This is a genomic window from Intestinimonas sp. MSJ-38, assembly GCF_018917925.1.
Lineage (GTDB): Bacteria > Bacillota > Clostridia > Oscillospirales > Butyricicoccaceae > Pseudobutyricicoccus.
This window is the reverse complement of the sequence record NZ_JAHLPO010000007.1, coordinates 60,792-77,861: the sequence shown is the minus strand read 5'-3', so window position 1 is coordinate 77,861 and position 17,070 is coordinate 60,792. Positions and strand designations below refer to the sequence as shown.

Genomic DNA, 17,070 nt, shown 5'->3' with positions numbered 1-17,070 from the left:
ATTTATCAAGGATTATTACGGATTTACGAGGGATTCAGAAGAAAATCTTATAATTAAAAGTGAAAGGTTTCCCCGCTCAGTTTACTGATTTGAGCGGAGAAACCTTTTTTTGCTACATATCTCTTTTTTCGGAAACGCTCCCACAAATGGTCTTGCAATTTTGAGAATAAGTGAGGACGGAAAAATTTTTGAGAATTTTCTCGAAAACACCCCCACAAAAGGCCCCCCTTATTCAGAGTAAGTGAAGGGAGAAATATTTTTGTGGGGAAATCTGAAAAGTACCCTGCCAAACGGCACCCCTTATTCAGAGTAAGTAGAAGGGTCCTTTTGAAAAATTGAGGGGACTTTTCAAATTACTTTGCCAAAATCTCGAAAAAGTTCCCAATTGGTTAGTAGGAAGGCCCTGAAAAATTTCCTTCAAAATCCTATTTGTTATTTGCCAGAAAAGTTCCCAGTTGATTAGTGGGAGGGGCGCTTAAAAATTTTCTTCAAAATTCTTTTTATTTTTGCCGGAAAAATTCCCAATTAAGTAGTAGAGGGGGACGCAGAAAAATTCTCAAAAGTTTTTTCGTTCAAATCCGAAAAAATTTCCCAGTTGGTTAGTGGAGAGGATTTCAAAGAAATTTTTCAAAATTCCTTCGTACAAATCAAAAAAATTTTCCCAGTTGATTAGTGAGGGGGTTAAAAAACACCCCTTCTCGCTGCCTACCTATTGAGGGGACTGTCTCCCTGTGCACCTTGAAAATTGAATCGCCGCCTCCAAAGGATATGCTTCCGGCAAGTGACGCCACGACTTCCCAAAAAAGGAACGAGCGCATCAAAGAAGCGATACGCCGTGGTGAGACTCCGGGGCAGGAACGATGCGGATGAGCGGCAGCAAACAAAAACCGCCGCAGAAATGCGGCTTCAGAACAGACAAAGGAGGTTCAAACCTATGAAGAAAGGAGAGCTCAGAGAGCTTTATCGGATGATGTTCCCGGAATATCCGGACATTGTGACCGTTAAAGAGCTTCGGGAGATGCTGGGCATCAGCCGCAAGCTGGCCTACAAGCTGATCGACTATGGGTACATCCACGCCGTGAAGATCGGCACGACGCTGAAGATCCCGAAAATCAGCGTCATCAACTATGTGATGGAGAAAGAGGTGAAAAAGGTTGGATGAGATCAAGCGCCTGACGCCCGCCCAAAGGGCACGCTGCAACCGGTTGATCCGGAGGCTGTGCGCCAACTATGATGGCGGCAACTGCCTGCCGCTGGACGACGGCGAGGGCTGCGTGTGCGTGCAGACGATTTCCTATTCGCTGCTGTGCAAGTATTTCCGGCGGGCGGTTCTGCCCACCAACAAGGCACTTTACGCCGACATTTACCGGCAGCGCACACGGCTCTGCGAACGGTGCGGAAAGCCCTTTGCACCCGGCAGCAACCGGCAGAAATACTGCCCGGAATGCGGGCGCTCCATCCGGCGCAAGCAGAAGGCGGACTCGGCCAGGCGGCGGCGCAGCGTCGAACATTAGGCACCGGGAAAGCCTTGATTTCCAAGGCTTTTGGGATAGCAAAGCGGGGGCGGGTGGCCGTTTCCATCCGCCCCCGCCAAAATCCACTTTTAACATTCTACAAAGGAGAATTCTATGGACAACAAATTGAAAACTGTGGACGCAGAGACCCTGCTGTCCACGCCGATGAGCAAGACGATGTTCATCGTAGACGGCCTTATTTCGCAGGGTGTCAATGTCATCAGCGGCGCCAGCAAGATCGGCAAAAGCTGGCTGATGCTGTGGCTGGGGCTGCAAGTGGCGCAGGGAAACTCTATTTGGGGGCTGCCTACACTGCAATGCGATGTGCTCTATCTGAGCCTTGAGGACACCCAGCGCCGCATCAAAGACCGGCTCTACAATCTTACCGACAGCGCCCCGGACAACCTGTATTTTGCCGTGACCTCCGGGCTGATCGGCGGCGGGCTGGAGGAGCAGATCACGGATTTCCTGACCGAGCATCCCGCCACCAAGCTGGTCATCATTGACACGCTGCAAAAGGTGCGGGACTCCAAAGGCAGCGCCGGAAAAGCAGGAATGTACGGCAACGATTACGATGACATTTCCTCCATCAAGCGCATTGCCGACGGCTTCAACATCGCCGTTTTGCTGGTGCATCACCTGCGAAAGCTGCAAGACAGCGACGACCCCTTTAACGATGTCAGCGGTTCCACCGGCATCATCGGCGCTGCGGACACCAACTTCATCCTGCGCCGTAAGCGCAGCGGAAACGCCGCTACGCTGCTGGTCAGCGGGCGGGATGTGGAATATCAGGAACTGACCTTGCAGTTTAACGACCTTGTCTGGGAGCTGGTGGAGCGCAAGAACAGCGAGGACATTCATAAGGCGGAACTGCCGAAATTTCTGTTTCGGGTGGTGGACTTTATGGAGTGCCGTACCGAATGGGTAGGCACGGCCACGGAGCTGCTGACCGAAATGAAAGAGCAGGAGGTCACGGCCAATATGGTCACAAAGTATCTCGGCCAGTTCGCCTATGAGGTGCTGGAGCCGCTGGGCATCGAGTATCGCACCAAGCGAACGGGAAAAAGCCGACTCATCAAATTTCTGCGCCGTGACGGCGATGACGCAAATGACGCCGGGATCGCTATATAAGGAAATCCCCGTCACAACCGTCATTGCCGTCACAAACCGAAGAAAGGGGGTGAACAAATGCGCAGCAAAAACTACGGAATCAATGTCCGTGTGACCGAGCAGGAGAAGCAGAAACTACTGGAAAATGCCCGGTTCTGTTCTCTGTCGCTGTCGGAATATCTGCGGCGGCTGGGGCTTGGGAAAGAGGTCAGAGCGGCCATCACGGAGCGGGATTACCGTCTGTTTCGGATGCTGAACGGTCTGAAAGCGGAGCTTCCACAGCTTCAGAAAGAGGAAATTCTGAGCAGACTGGAAGCAATTTTGAATGAATTAAAGTAAGCGAGAATTACGCCTGTGCAGTCTAAGCGAGCAGACTGTTTTTACTCCTGTCGGAGCCAAACAGTGCCCCTGCCGCCGATGCCTGCGTCATCCGAGCGAGCAGTGCGTTTTTACTCCCGGCAGGGCCGGAGCGCAAGAACACTCGTTAGGGCGTGCCCTAAAACCCCGAAAGAAAAAACTATGAAAGTGAGGACAACACAATGAGAAAATCGGATTTTACTTTACCCACGATGGACGATCTGTTCTCCACGCAGGCGGAGCGGGACGATGCCAAGCTGGAGCGGGTGCGGAATATTCCGCTGGCCGAGCTGCACCCGTTCAAGGGTCACCCCTTCAAGGTGCAGAACAACGAGGAGATGCAGCGGATGATCGAGAGCATCCGCAAGGTGGGGGCCATCACCCCGGCGCTGGCAAGACCGCTGCCGGACGGTGGCTATGAATTGATCTCTGGCCACCGGCGGCTGGCGGCGTGTCAGGTGCTGGACGTCGAGACGATGCCTGTCATCGTCCGGGAGCTGTCCGACGATGAAGCGGTGATCGCAATGGTGGATGCCAACTTGCAGCGTGAGACCATCCTGCCCAGCGAAAAGGCGTTTGCCTACAAGATGAAGCTGGATGCCATCAAGCATCAGGGCATCGCTTCTGTGCAAGTTGCAGAGAAGTTGCTTAGCGTAGAAAAAGTGGCAGACGATGCAGGTGAGAGTAAAGACCAAGTGCGAAGATATATCCGCCTGACCTACCTGATCCCAGAACTGCTTTCGATGGTGGATGACGGCAAGATCGCCTTTAATCCGGCAGTGGAGCTTTCCTACTTAGACTCGTATCAGCAGCGGGCGATGCTGGACGCGATGGCGCTGAACGACTGCGCCCCATCCCACGCCCAGAGCATCCGCCTGAAAAAGCTGGCGCAGGAGGGCTTACTGGATGACCAGATAGTCTACGCCGTGCTGGCGGAGACGAAACCAAACCAGCAGGAGCAGCTCAAATTCAAGCGGGAGGAGCTGCGGAAATACTTCCCCTCCGGCTACACCGAGGAACAGATGCGCCGGGACATCATCAAGGGGCTTGAATTGCTGAAGCGGCAGAGAGAACGGAACCGGGATGCCCGCTGATTCGTACCGATACGGCTACGATAAAACAATTCGCAGAATAGAGAGAACCCCAAACCGGTGGTATACTGATGCTGTCGGTTTGGAGTTCTGTTCTGCAAATAGAAAGACAGGAGGAAAACAAAATGGTAGCAGGACATCTGACTTTGAAAAACGGCAAGTATTATGCCGTGCTGAACTACAAAAACGCCGGAGGGCAGCGAAAAACGAAATGGATCTCGCTGGGACTTTCCGAAAAGGGAAATAAGCGCAAGGCCGAGGCGGAACTGGCAAGGCTCCGGGCGGAGTTTGAACCGCCCAAAGAGGCGGGCGACCTGAGCAGTGATATGCTGTTCGCCGACTATCTGCTGGAATGGCTGGAGATCGCCAAGGGAAGGCTGGCCCACGCAACCTACGGTGCCTATCAAGGACTGCTGAAAAGCACCATCGTCCCTTATTTTCGCAAGAAGAAATTGACACTGCGGGAACTGGAAGCCCGACATTTGCAGATGTTTTATTCCGAAATGCTCAGGCGGGTCACGCCCAATACCGTTATCCATTATCACGCCGTCATTCACTCGGCACTGAAATATGCAGTCAAGACCGATATGCTGATCCAGAATGTGGCGGACAAGGTGGACCGGCCCAGAAAGAACAGCTTTCAGCCGGTCTTTCTCTCGGCGGACGAGATGCAGAAGATGTTTGAAGCCCTTCGGGGAACCAAGCTGGAGCTGCCGGTGCTGGTGGCTGCCTTTTACGGACTTCGCCGTGGCGAGGTGGTGGGCTTGAAATGGGATGCCATCGACTTTGAGCAGGGCACCATTTCCGTAAAGCGCACCGTGACCTCAACGATCATCGACGGCAAGTATCAGGAGTTTGAGCAGCAATCCGCCAAGACCAAGTCCAGCCTGCGCACACTGCCGCTCATCGGCAGCTTTCGGGAATACTTTATGCAGGTGAAAGAGGCGCAGGAGCTGAACAAGCAGGTCTGCGGCAACTGCTACAACTATGAATACGATGGCTTTGTATTCGTGGATGAGTTGGGCGAGCGGATGCGGGTGGAATACCTGACCAACGCATTTCCGAAATTTCTGGAGAGTCACGGTTTGCGCCGGATGCGCTTTCACGATCTGCGTCACAGCTGTGCCAGCTTGCTGCTGGCCAACGGCGTCCCCCTCAAACACATTCAGGAGTGGTTGGGGCACAGCGACTTTACCACCACGGCGAACATCTACGCCCACTTGGATTACAAGTCCAAGATCACTTCGGCGCAGGCGATGGAGACAGGGCTTGCTCTGCCGGAGGGCGGCGACTTCAGCAGCCGCTGGAGTTCGATCAGTGCCGGGGAGAACAGCTGATTTTCTCCCTTGAAAACCGAAGATCGTGCAGGCTTATCCTTTGGGCAAAAATAAAAAAGCCTGTAATCGGCGTGATTACAGGCTTTTTGTGGCGGAGAGTTAGGGATTCGAACCCTAGAGACCTTTCGGTCTACAGCATTTCGAGTGCTGCACCTTCGACCACTCGGACAACTCTCCGTGTCTATTTTCGTCCGGTTTTCTTTCCAAAAATTTGCTCAAAAATTCGTTGGAGAGAAAACAGGAGAGACGGCAAAAAATATTCGATTTTGAGATTTTCTGTGTTGAGGAACATCAAGGAGAAGCGGGGGGACGAAAATCACAGGCCCTGCCGAAATTTCGAGTCAGCCCCGTTATGACCACTTCGATACCGCTGCATGGTGCTTTAACAGCATACCGGAAAAATCCCCGTTTGTCAAGGGGCAGAGGGCAGATGCAGCAAGGTGCGGTAGAGTGCGTCGTCCGCCTGGGTGAAGGTGTTGAACACCACCTTTTTCGGATAGGGCGAGTCTTTGAGAAAATCCAGCACCGTATGCACCGCGATGGCGGCGGCCTCCTCCGGCGGAAAGTGGAAGGCCCCGGTGGAAATGCAGCAGAAGGCCAGCGATTCCATCTGCTCCCGCTGGGCGATGCCCAGACAGGACAGATAGCTTTGCTTTAGTGCCTGCCTGTCCTTCTGGGTGAGGGTGCCGTGGACGATGGGCCCCACCACATGGATGACCCCCTCACAGGGCAGATTGAAGGCCGGAGTGAGCACCCCCACGCCGGTGGGCTGGGGATAGCCTTGTTTTTCCATGTATTCATGGCAATAGAGCCGTAGCTGCATCCCGGCATAGGTATGGATGGCGTTGTCGATGCAGTGGTGGCCCGGGGCAAAGCAGCCCAGAAGGGCAGAGTTTGCGGCGTTGACGATGGCGGACATCGGCAGGGTGGTGATGTCCCCACGCCAGAGCGCAGCCCGGGGAAACAGGGGAGAGGGAAGAAGGGCGGACAAGGAGGCCACGCCCCGCTCCGAAAGCCGCTCTTTGAGATAATCATCCTGGACCGCCAGAACTTCTTCCGGCACCGGTTTGGGCGGGCGCAGATTCATCAGGGCCCGCAGCAGTTTCCGCTGGCCTTCGGGGGAAGGGGGGATGGATTTGCCCTCATACCGCTTGTTTTCCCCCAAGAGAAAACGAAGCAAAAATTCCCGCCTTTGCTGCTGATCCATGAAAACCCCTCCTTTTTTCTGATGGTATCACAATCCCTTCCCCTTTGCAAATGGGGGATTTTTGTTGACGGGGTTTTCAGGGGGCAGTATAATATATAAATAATGAAGAAAAACAGCCGGAGGTGCACCATGGACGAGAAGAACATTCTGGACGAAATCCCCGATCTGTATGAGGGCAATGAAATGTGGAGAGGGAGCCAGTACTCCTTTTTCCGCCACGAAAAATGCGAGTTTTTTCCCTGCCACCAAACCGAGGACAAGGAGAACTTCAACTGCCTGTTCTGCTATTGCCCCCTCTATGCCCTGGGGGACAAGTGCGGCGGCAATTTCCAGTATACCTATGGGGGCATCAAGGATTGCAGCCAGTGCATGATCCCTCATAAAAAGGACAACTACGGCTACATCGTGGGCCGCTTCGGGGAGCTGGTCGAGCTGCTGCAAAAGCAGAAGGCCGCAGAGGAAAAGTCCAAGGCCCCGGAAAGCGAAAAGTAAATGGCCGGCGTCACAGTGGAAAAGCGGGAGGGGGAAATCCCCCTTTCCCGGCTGATGGATTTTTACGACCGGGAAAAATACTGGGGCTTCTGCCGGGCCTGTCCCCGGTATGGAGCCTTGTGGTCCTGCCCGCCTTATGAGGAAGGCGCCCTGCCGGATCTGGAGCAATTTTCCAAAATTCGGCTTTTTTGTCATGTGCTTCATTTTTCCCCGGAGCTGCGCCGGGAAGTTGCCTCGCCGGAAAAAGCCGGCGCTTTCATGGAAAGCTGCGCCGCCCAGTATGGCAAAGCCGCCCATGAGGAAATGCTCCGGCTGGAACAAAGCCATCCGGGCAGCCTGGGGCTGACCCATGGGGGCTGCCGTCTGTGCGCCCATTGCGCCCGGCCGGAGGGAAAACCCTGCCGTTTTCCGGAGAAAATGCGCCTTTCTCTGGAGAGCCTGGGCTTTTCGGTGGTGGACCTGGCCAGGGAAGTTCTGTGCCTTCCCATTTTCTTTTCCCAGGAGGGGCTGCCGCCCTATCAGGTGCTGCTCTGCGGTCTGTTTTTGTCCTGAAAGGGAAATTTTGGGCGAAAAAAGTGGGTTTTTGCAGGGAAAAGTCGACAAAATATCCTTGTCAAACCAGGGAAAATAGGCTATAATCTCATATAAAGATGAAAAACTTATGGCCAAGCCTTTGGCCGAAGATAAAACGGAGGGTCTGCTGTGGCGCTGATGGATAAGGTCCGGTCCTTTATGGGCTATGACGACGAGGATTACGAGGACGAGTACGAATACGAAGTGGAGGAGAACCGGGCTCTGGCGCCCCGGAAGGCGGAGCGTGCCCGGACGGAGGAGATGGCCATGCCTGCTCCGGCGGCTGCTTTCCAGATTACATCCATCCGCACCAATCGCTTTGAAGATGCCAGCCTGGTGGTGGACGAGCTGAAGGCCGGCCGCACGGTGGTGCTCAATGTGCAGGCCGCCACTGTGGAGGTCACCCGCCGCATGATCGATTTCATCAGCGGCGCCGCCTATGCCAGAGACGGGCACATCGCCCAGATCGCCACAGGCGCTTATCTGGTGGCTCCCTATAGCGTGGAGCTCACCGATGAGACCCAGGAGCAGCGGTATTTCTAAAAACAAATCAAGGAAAGAGCCATTCTGCCTGCAAAGCAGAATGGCTCTTTTTTGCAGACAGGGAGCAAAGAGCCCAGGCAGGGGCTTGCAAAAAAGGGGAAAGCCTTGTATAACAATAAAGAGACCGATGAATCAAAGAGGAAAAGGGTGGGGAAGATGGCAGATACCCATATCAAATACAACGACCATTCCATTATTTCGGCATTCAAGGACCACTATATCGTGCCGGATTACCAGCGGGAATATGTGTGGCAGGATGAACAGGTGGAGCAGCTGCTGGCCGATTTGCTGGACGCTTACCAGGAGGACAACAGGAAACCTTATTTTCTGGGGACCATTGTCACCTGCGATTCCGGCGGGCAGTTTGAGCTGATCGATGGGCAGCAGCGCCTGACCACTTTTTTCATCCTTCTGTGCGCCATCAAACAGATTTACATGGCCCAGGGGCAGCAGACCAGCGTGCTGGAAAACCTGATTTACAGCGCCACCATGAACAACGATGGGGATGTGATCAATTTATACCATCTTCAGCTGCAATATGAGGATGCGGGAAACTGCCTGGAGCTGATCGAAAAAGGGCAGGAAAAGCCCGGCCATCTGACCCAATCGGGCGAGCGGCTGTTCAACGCCTTTCAGACGGCCCAGAAATTCCTGGGGGAACAGTTTCCGGAAATCGCCGATCTGAAAAAGTTTGTGGTGTTTCTGCTGAACAAAACCAGCTTTGTGCGCATCGAGACCTACGACATCACCGATGCGCTGAAGATCTTTGAAACCATCAACCAGCGGGGCAAGGGCCTGGACCCCATGGATCTGCTGAAAAACATGGTGTTCCGTCAGGTGGAGCGGAGCAAATTCAAAGAGCTGAACATGAACTGGAAATACATCACCCGGGCGCTGGAGAAGATCGACGAAAAACCCCTCCGCTTCCTCCGGTATTTTATCATGGCCAATTACGACACATCCAAGGAGAAGGATGGCGTTCTCCGCGAGGATCAGATTTACAGCTGGCTCACCCGCAACAACGACCAGTGCCGTTACCGGGAAGCGCCCTTTGCCTTTGTGCAGAAAATGATGGAACAGGTGGACCTGTATGTGAAATGCAGGATGCCCGATGATCTTTCCCGGGGAAATGTGCATCTGAAAAACATCCCTCTGCTGGCGGGCAAATCCTATAAGCTCCATCTGATGCTGATGCTGGCGGCTTCCAACATGGAGGAGGAGGCTTTTGCCCAGTGGAAAGCGGTGGTGGAATCGGTGATCTATTACGGGGTCATCAACCGGGTGGCCACCAATGTGACCGAGCACATCTTTGCCCAGTGGTGCCGGAGCCTGCGGCACATCGTCACGCCCCAACAGCTGGATGAATTTGTGCAGGAGACCGTTCTGCCGGAGGTGCGGGACTGGAAGCAGGACAACCATTCCAATTTCCTCCGCCTGGGACTGAACAGTATGCAGCAATACCGCATCAAGTTTATCCTGGGAAAAATCACCGCCTATGTGGACGGGCTGCGGCTGGGCAAGACCACGGCAGAGGATCTGACGGTCTACACCCAGACGGCGGTGGAGATCGAGCACATCATGCCCCAGACCTGTGAAAATAAGGGTGCCTATGGTGTGGACGAGGAGGAGTTTCCCATCTATCTGCACCGGCTGGGCAACCTGACTTTGCTGGAAAACAGCATCAACAAATCCATTCACAACGATCTGTATGAAAGCAAGGCGGCATCCTACAAACAGTCCAAGTTTTATATCACATCTTCTCTGCCCGGTCTGGTGGATCAGGGACAGGATACAGCCATCAACCGTACCAACCGGTTGCTGCGGGCCTGGCCCCAGTGGAACAAACAGGCCATTGAGGAGCGGCAGGAGATGCTGTACCAGCTAAGCGAAATGATCTGGAACATTGGGTAGCATATGCCAAATCCCCCGGAGATTTCCTCCGGGGGATTTGTTTCAAAAAAAGTGGCTTAAGGCCGCTTTTTTCACAAGCTAGGGGATGAGCACAAAGGCTCCGTCCCGGAAGGAAAGGGAGCTATAAGGCCCGCCGGCCTCGGACAAAAGCCCCGAAAGCAGGCGGGACAGCTGCCCCGTCCACTCCGAAGGCAGCAGGCTGGGGTCGATCTCCCGGCCCGAAAGCTCCAGGGCCGCCGGAGTCACCGTCATCTGTCCGTTTTCCCTACTTTGGCAGGAAAAGGCCGCCATGATGGAGATCTTCTGGGGCAGAAGGGAAAGCATCAGTTCCCCCTGCAGCCCCAGGTCCACCCCCTGGGCTTTCAGATAATCCCGCAGTCCGTCCCGGGCCGTCTGGCCTTCCACCGCCACCAGCCCCTCCCGGCTGATGCGCACATTCAGCCCTTCCAGAGGCAGGCCCTCCGGCAGACGCTGCTGCAAAAGCTCTTTGGCATATTCCTCGGTGATGAGCATCTGTTCTCCTCCTGTTCCGGCCCCCTGGGCGCTCTCCGGCTCTGTAGGCACAGGCTGGGCATCGCCAGGCCGGGTGCGGCCCTCCCAGAAGATGCTGCCGATGAGCAGCAGGCAGGTGAGCAGGCAGGCAATGCACACCGCCAGATACAGCCGGTTTTTTGTTTTTTCGGTCACAGTCCTTCCCCCCTTGCTGTCAGTGTATGGGGCGTTCATAGGGAGTATGCCCCTTTTTTCCCCGCTGCCGTTGCGAAAAAAGGGGAAAGGTGTTATACTTTTTTATTAGCATTGACGAAAAAACAAGGGGAGGACAACATGGGAAAAACACCGGTGACAGTATCCCAGGAGGAACTTTTGCGCCAGCAGGAGTACAGCCAGCGCATCCATCAATATTATCAGGAAAAGCTGGGGCGGGCGCCCGTGGCCTGCACCGACACCTACGGCTGCCAGCAGAATGAATCGGACAGCGAAATACTCCGGGGCATGATGGCCCAGATGGGCTTTACCTTCACCCATGAGCCGGAAGAGGCCGACCTGGTGCTGTTCAACACCTGCGCCGTGCGGGAACATGCCGAAATGCGGGTCTATGGCAATGTGGGGGCCTTGGTGCATCAGAAGCGCCGCAATCCCGATCTCATCGTGGCGGTGTGCGGCTGCATGGCCCAGCAGGAGCGGGTGGCCGAAAAGATCAAAAAGAGCTTCCCTGTGGTGGACTTGCTCTTCGGCACCCATGTGCTCTATAAATTCCCCCAGCTTCTGTGGCGCAGGCTGGAAGGGGGCAAGCGGGTCTTTGACATCTCCGGGGATGCTTCCGGGGTGATCCTGGAAGGGGTAGAGCCCAACCGGGACCGGTCGGTGAAGGCCTGGCTGCCCATTATGTACGGCTGCGACAACTTCTGCTCCTATTGCATCGTCCCCTATGTGCGGGGACGGGAGCGCAGCCGGGAGCCGGAGCAGATCATCGCCGAGTTCCGCTCCCTTCTGGCCGCGGGCGCCCGGGACATCACCCTTCTGGGGCAGAATGTGAATTCCTACGGCAAAAACACCCAGGCCGGCTGGGATTTTGCCGATCTGCTGGACCGTCTGTGCCAGGAGGAAGGGGAGTTTCTCATCCGGTTCATGACCAGCCATCCCAAGGACGCTTCGGAAAAGCTCTTCCAGGTGATGGCCGGAAATCCCAAGGCGGCCAAGCACTTGCACCTGCCCTTCCAGTCGGGCAGCAGCCGGGTGCTCCGGGAGATGAACCGGTCCTATAACCGGGAGCAATACCTGGAGCTCATCGACCTGGCCCGGAAGTATATGCCCGATATGACGCTGAGCAGCGATGTGATCGTGGGCTTCCCCAATGAGACCCAGGAGGAATTTGAAGAAACCCTGAGCCTGATCGAAAAGGTTCGGTTTGACAATCTGTTCACCTTCATCTATTCCAAGCGGGAAGGGACAGTGGCCGCCAAAATCGACGACAAAGTGACGATGGAGGAGAAAAAGCGCCGCTTCCAGCAGCTGCTGGAGGTGCAGAACCGGATCGCAAACGAGCAGAATGCCCTGCTTGTGGGGCAGACCATGACCGTGCTGGTGGACGGCGTGGGGCAGGATGAGGAGTATCCCCTCACCGCCCGCACCCAGGGCCAGAAGCTGCTGCGCCTGAAAGGGGCCGGGGAGGGGCGGATCGGCCAGTTCGTCCAGGCCAAAGTGACAAAGCACACCACCTGGTCCCTCTTCGGGGAGATCCAGGACTGAGGAAAAGGGGAGGACACATGGCAAAAGAGAAGCAGGCGGGGGAGAAACAGAAGCTCACCCCCATGATGCAGCAATACATGGCGGTGAAAGAGCAGAACCCCGACGCCGTCCTGTTTTACCGGCTGGGGGATTTTTATGAGATGTTCTTCGAGGACGCCAAGGTGGCCTCCCGGGAGCTGGAGCTCACCCTTACTGGCCGGGACTGCGGCCTTCCCGAGCGGGCGCCCATGTGCGGCGTGCCCTTCCACAGCGCCGAAAGCTATATCGCCCGGTTGATCCAGAAGGGCTACAAGGTGGCCATCTGCGAGCAGATGGAGGACCCGGCCACCGCCAAAGGGTTGGTAAAGCGGGATGTGATCCGGAAGATCACCTCGGGCACCTTGCTGGAAAGCACCATGCTGGATGAGAAGCGGAACAACTTCATCTGCGCCATCCAGTGGGACGACACCTACGGGGCCGGGCTTTGTTTCTGCGACATTTCCACCGGCCAGACCCAGGCCATCGAGATGTTCGGCAAGGGGCTTGCCGGCGCCGTCATCAGCGAGCTGGCCCGCTTTGAGCCCAGTGAAGCGGTGCTGTCCCCCAAGGCCATGGAGCAGGAAGAGGTGCTGGCCTTCCTGACAAAGCGCCTTTCCTGCCAGATCGAGCGGGGGAAAGAAGCGGATTTCACCGAAGAGGCCGGGCGGCAGTGGATGGGAAAGCATTTTGAGGACACTCCCCAGCTGCAGGAGGACATCCAGGGCCGGCCCATGCTCATTGGCGCGGTGGGGGGACTGCTTTCCTACCTGCATCAGACCCAGAAAAACGACCTGCGCCAGATCAACCGGCTGGAGGTCTACACCAAGGCCCAGTTCATGGGCCTGGACCCGGCGGCCCGGCGAAATCTGGAGCTTTGCCAGGTGATGCGCTCTGGGGAAAAGAAAGGCTCACTTCTGTGGGTGCTGGATCACACCCGCACCGCCATGGGCGGGCGGCTGCTCCGCCAGTGGCTGGAAAAACCCTTGGTGAACGCCGCCCAGATCGCCCTGCGGCAGAATGCCGTCCAGGCCCTTCTGGGGGACCGTCCCCGGCGGGACGGGGTGCTGGAAGGGCTGCGGGGGGTCTTTGACCTGGAGCGGCTCATCAGCCGGGTGGTCTATGGCAGCGCCAACTGCCGGGATCTCCGCTCTTTGTGGCAGACGGCCTGCGCCATTCCCCAGGTGAAGGAAAACCTGGAGGGCTTTGGCGGCAGCCAGTACCTGAAAGAGCTGTGGGAGGAGATCGACTGCCTGGAAGATGTGGCCGACCTCATCGACCGGGCCATCTCCACAGAGCCGCCCTTCTCTTTGCGGGAGGGGAACCTGCTGCGGGAGGGCTTTGACGAAAAAATCGACCAGCTGCGGGATCTGCTCAAGGGGGGCAAGGGCACCCTGGCTGCCATCGAGCAGCGGGAGCGGGAGCGCACCGGCATCCCCAAGCTGAAAGTGAGCTACAATAAGGTCTTTGGCTACTATATCGAGATCAGCAAATCCTATGCCGACAAGGCCCCCGAGGATTACACCCGCCGCCAGACCCTCACCGGCAGCGAGCGGTTCATCACCCCCGAGCTGAAAGAGCTGGAAAGCCAGATGCTCTCTGCCGGGGAACAGCTCACCGCCCTGGAATACCAGCTGTTTTGCAAGGTGCGGGACAAGGTGGCTATGCAGGCCCACCGCATCCAGCGCACCGCCCGGGCCATCGCCCGGCTGGACGCTCTGTGCTCCTTTGCCCTGGCCGCCGAGAAAAACGGCTATGTGATGCCGGAGGTGGACTATTCCGGGGTGCTGGACATCCGGGAAGGGCGGCATCCGGTGGTGGAGAAGATGCTGGAGGATCAGCTGTTCGTGCCCAACGACACCTATATGGACGAAGGGGACGACCGGGTGTCCATCATCACCGGCCCCAACATGGCGGGCAAATCCACCTATATGCGCCAGGTGGCCCTGATCGTGGTCATGGCCCAGTGCGGCAGCTTTGTGCCGGCCAAAAGCGCCCATGTGGGCATCTGCGACCAGGTGTTCACCCGGGTGGGGGCCTCCGACGATCTGACGAGAGGCCAGAGTACCTTCATGGTGGAGATGAGCGAAGTGGCCGACATATTGCAAAAGGCCACCCACCGCAGCCTGCTGATTCTGGACGAGATCGGCCGGGGCACCTCCACCTATGACGGCATGGCCATCGCCCGGGCGGTGCTGGAATACGCCGCCAGCAAAAAGACCCTGGGGGCCAAAACCCTGTTTGCCACCCATTACCACGAGCTGTCCCAGCTGGAGAGCCAGGTGAGCGGCGTGAAGAACTACAATGTGGTGGTGAAGAAGCGGGGAGACGACATCACCTTTTTGCGGAAGATCGTCCCCGGCGGGGCCGACGACAGCTACGGCATCCAGGTGGCCAAGCTGGCGGGGCTGCCTGACTCGGTGATCCAGCGGGCCAAGCAGGTGCTGGAAAGCCTGCTGGAGCAGGCCCCCCAGCAAAAGGCGGAGTGCCGGAAAAAGGCTTCCCAGCCGGAAGCGCCGGAAGGCCAGATGACCCTGGGGGCCGCCATGGGAGAAGAAGTGCTGGAAAAATTGCGGAAGCTGGAGCCGGACACCCTCAGCCCCATCGAAGGGCTGGGACTGCTGTACGAACTGTGTAAACTTGCCAAGGAGTGCTGAAAAAATGGGAAAAATTTCCGTTCTGGCTCCCCAGGTAGCCAATATGATCGCCGCCGGGGAGGTGGTGGAGCGTCCGGCGTCGGTGGTGAAGGAGCTGCTGGAAAACGCTCTGGACGCCGGGGCCGATGCTGTGACGGTGGAGATCCGCCAGGGCGGCATCACCTATATCCGGGTCACCGACAACGGCGGCGGCATGGAGCCGGAGGATGCTCCCACTGCTTTCCTCCGCCATGCCACCAGCAAGATAAAAGGGGAGCGGGATCTGGAAAGCATCCATACCCTGGGGTTCCGGGGTGAGGCCCTGGCGGCCATCGCTTCGGTGTCCCGGGTGGATCTGTTCACCAAAACCCGTTCGGCACCCCTGGGGCTGCATCTGGCCCTGGAAGGGGGGGAGATCATCGAGCAGGAGGAGACCGGCTGCCCCGACGGCACCACCATTGTGATCAAGGATCTGTTTTTCAACACCCCTGCCCGGATGAAGTTCCTCAAAAAGGACTCCACCGAGGCCTCCTATGTGGAGCAGGCGGCGGAACAGGTGGCGCTGGCCCATCCCGGGCTGACCCTGAAATTCATCAAGGACGGAAAAGATGGGCTGTATACCCCGGGAGACGGCAGCATGATGTCGGTGCTTTACGCCATCTACGGCGGCTCCTTCACCAAAGAGCTGCTCACCCTCCGCGGGGGCGCCCGGGAGACAGAAGTGATGGGGTTTGTGACAAAGCCCACCTTCTCCCGGGCCAACCGGTCCATGCAGCAGTTCTTCGTCAACGGACGGCCGGTGCGCTCCCGATTGCTGGGGGCCGCCGTGGAGCAGGCCTACCAGGGCCACCTCACCTCCGGCCGTTTCCCTGCCTGTTTCCTTTCCCTGAAAGTCCCCGCCGGGGCGGTGGATGTGAATGTGCACCCGGCCAAGCTGGAAGTGAAGTTCGCCCGGGAGCGGGAGGTGTTCAGCGCCATCTATCAGGTGGTGCGGGGCGCGCTGGAAGGGGACGGGGTGCTGCTCCAGGCGCCCGAGGAGCAAGAGGAAGAGCCGCCCGTGCCCAAGCGTCCCTACCGGCCCAGTCTGAAACCCCTGTTCCAGCAGCCCCAGGAGGAAAGGGAGCAGCCCCAGCTGCGCATGGATCATTCCCATGCCGCCATCCGCCCCTCCTATGCGCCGCCGGCCAGGGAATATGAGCGGGAAGAAAAGGGGAGCGGCCGCTCCTTTGCCCCCAAGGGAAACCAGGGGGAAAGCGGCGGCTGGAAAAGCCGCAGCTTCACTTTGGATCCGGAGGAAAACGGCGCCCGGAAGATCCTTTTCCGAGATGGGCCCGATGAGGTGCGGGGCGTGGCCGCCCCGGGCATGGAGGATGCCCAGGCGGCCAGGAGCAGGGAAGCAGAGACTGTTTTGCCCCCCGCTTTGCCGGTGGAGCCGGAAAAGCCCCTGTCCTACCTGGAGAAGGCCAACGCCATCCGGGTGGTGGGAGAGGTGTTTTCCACCTATATTCTGGTGGAGGGCGAAGGGGAGATGATGCTCATCGACAAGCATGCCGCCCACGAGCGCATGATCTATAACCGCCTGGAGCGCACATCCGAGGGCACCAGTCCCCAGGTGCTTCTGGCCCCGGAGACGGTGAACCTGTGCGGAAGGGAAAAAGAGGCCCTGCTGGAAGAAAAGGAGCTGCTTGAGAAGGCGGGCTTTGAGGTGGAGGACTTCGGCGACGGTGCGGTGATCCTCCGCCAGGTGCCCATGTATCTGGAAAAAGAGGATGCCGGGTTTGTGCTCTCCGATCTGGCCGAGAAGATCCTCAGCCACCGGAAAGACCGCACCCAGCTCTATGAAGAATTGCTGGAGAGCATCGCCTGCAAGGCCGCTGTCAAGGCGGGAACCTTTACCGACGACAAGGAGCGGGAGGACTTTGCCAAAAAGGTGATCGGCGATCCGGCCATCCGCTCCTGTCCCCATGGGCGGCCGGTGATCGTTCATTTGACCAAGCGGGAGATCGAGAAAATGTTCAAGAGGGTGCTTTAGAA

15 protein-coding genes and 1 tRNA gene are annotated in these 17,070 nt (G+C 57.1%); 13 read left to right on the top strand and 3 right to left on the bottom strand.

Annotated features, from left to right (window positions below; genetic code table 11):
- The first annotated feature begins 934 nt into the window (after positions 1–934).
- The 6 genes from KQI26_RS06270 (at position 935) to xerC (ending at position 5,409) form a co-directional block, all read left to right on the top strand.
- Complete coding sequence (locus KQI26_RS06270) at positions 935–1,162, top strand: helix-turn-helix domain-containing protein (RefSeq protein ID WP_216503740.1); 228 nt, start codon at positions 935–937, stop codon at positions 1,160–1,162.
- Positions 1,155–1,514, top strand: coding sequence for a cysteine-rich VLP domain-containing protein (locus KQI26_RS06265; protein WP_216503739.1), 360 nt, complete (start codon positions 1,155–1,157; stop codon positions 1,512–1,514). The genes KQI26_RS06270 and KQI26_RS06265 overlap by 8 nt, the downstream gene beginning before the upstream one ends.
- Before the next feature lie 114 nt (positions 1,515–1,628).
- Positions 1,629–2,645, top strand: a complete 1,017-nt coding sequence (locus KQI26_RS06260; protein WP_216503738.1) for an AAA family ATPase — start codon at positions 1,629–1,631, stop codon at positions 2,643–2,645.
- A 57-nt stretch (positions 2,646–2,702) separates the two neighbouring features.
- Positions 2,703–2,963, top strand: coding sequence for a hypothetical protein (locus tag KQI26_RS06255; RefSeq protein ID WP_216503737.1), 261 nt, complete (start codon positions 2,703–2,705; stop codon positions 2,961–2,963).
- A 200-nt stretch (positions 2,964–3,163) separates the two neighbouring features.
- Positions 3,164–4,075: a ParB/RepB/Spo0J family partition protein gene (locus tag KQI26_RS06250; protein WP_216503736.1), complete on the top strand. Its 912-nt coding sequence runs from the start codon at positions 3,164–3,166 to the stop codon at positions 4,073–4,075.
- 122 nt (positions 4,076–4,197) lie between these two features.
- A complete protein-coding gene (xerC, locus tag KQI26_RS06245; protein WP_177632249.1) occupies positions 4,198–5,409 on the top strand; it encodes a tyrosine recombinase XerC in 1,212 nt (403 codons plus the stop codon).
- 89 nt (positions 5,410–5,498) lie between these two features.
- Here xerC and KQI26_RS06240 read toward each other — a convergent pair.
- Positions 5,499–5,586 (bottom strand) — tRNA-Ser (locus KQI26_RS06240).
- A 235-nt stretch (positions 5,587–5,821) separates the two neighbouring features.
- A complete protein-coding gene (locus KQI26_RS06235) occupies positions 5,822–6,616 on the bottom strand; it encodes a protein-ADP-ribose hydrolase (RefSeq protein WP_216503735.1) in 795 nt (264 codons plus the stop codon).
- Between the two features lie 129 nt (positions 6,617–6,745).
- Between KQI26_RS06235 and KQI26_RS06230 the strand changes: the two genes are divergently transcribed.
- The 4 genes from KQI26_RS06230 to KQI26_RS06215 all read left to right on the top strand — a co-directional run bounded on the left by KQI26_RS06230 (position 6,746) and on the right by KQI26_RS06215 (position 10,135).
- The gene (locus tag KQI26_RS06230; RefSeq protein WP_371744096.1) at positions 6,746–7,108 is read left to right on the top strand and encodes a cysteine-rich small domain-containing protein; all 363 of its coding nucleotides are present in this window, start codon (positions 6,746–6,748) and stop codon (positions 7,106–7,108) included.
- Complete coding sequence (locus tag KQI26_RS06225) at positions 7,109–7,660, top strand: DUF2284 domain-containing protein (protein ID WP_216503734.1); 552 nt, start codon at positions 7,109–7,111, stop codon at positions 7,658–7,660.
- 159 nt (positions 7,661–7,819) lie between these two features.
- Positions 7,820–8,224: a cell division protein SepF gene (locus KQI26_RS06220; protein WP_253292709.1), complete on the top strand. Its 405-nt coding sequence runs from the start codon at positions 7,820–7,822 to the stop codon at positions 8,222–8,224.
- A gap of 156 nt (positions 8,225–8,380) precedes the next feature.
- Complete coding sequence (locus tag KQI26_RS06215; RefSeq protein ID WP_216503732.1) at positions 8,381–10,135, top strand: DUF262 domain-containing protein; 1,755 nt, start codon at positions 8,381–8,383, stop codon at positions 10,133–10,135.
- Between the two features lie 78 nt (positions 10,136–10,213).
- On the opposite strand, the gene KQI26_RS06210 is transcribed toward KQI26_RS06215, so the two are convergent.
- Complete coding sequence (locus KQI26_RS06210; RefSeq protein ID WP_216503731.1) at positions 10,214–10,822, bottom strand: hypothetical protein; 609 nt, start codon at positions 10,820–10,822, stop codon at positions 10,214–10,216.
- Positions 10,823–10,960: 138 nt separating this feature from the next.
- Between KQI26_RS06210 and miaB the strand changes: the two genes are divergently transcribed.
- Genes miaB through mutL form a run of 3 tightly spaced genes read left to right on the top strand, consistent with a single transcriptional unit; the run spans position 10,961 to position 17,068 of the window.
- Entirely contained in the window at positions 10,961–12,385 is a 1,425-nt protein-coding gene (gene miaB / locus KQI26_RS06205) for a tRNA (N6-isopentenyl adenosine(37)-C2)-methylthiotransferase MiaB (RefSeq protein WP_216503730.1), read from the top strand.
- 17 nt (positions 12,386–12,402) lie between these two features.
- Positions 12,403–15,057 carry a DNA mismatch repair protein MutS gene (gene mutS, locus KQI26_RS06200; protein WP_253292707.1) on the top strand — a complete coding sequence of 885 codons (2,655 nt, stop codon included), beginning with the start codon at positions 12,403–12,405 and terminating at the stop codon, positions 15,055–15,057.
- 4 nt (positions 15,058–15,061) lie between these two features.
- Positions 15,062–17,068: a DNA mismatch repair endonuclease MutL gene (mutL, locus tag KQI26_RS06195; RefSeq protein ID WP_216503729.1), complete on the top strand. Its 2,007-nt coding sequence runs from the start codon at positions 15,062–15,064 to the stop codon at positions 17,066–17,068.
- Positions 17,069–17,070 lie beyond the last annotated feature (2 nt).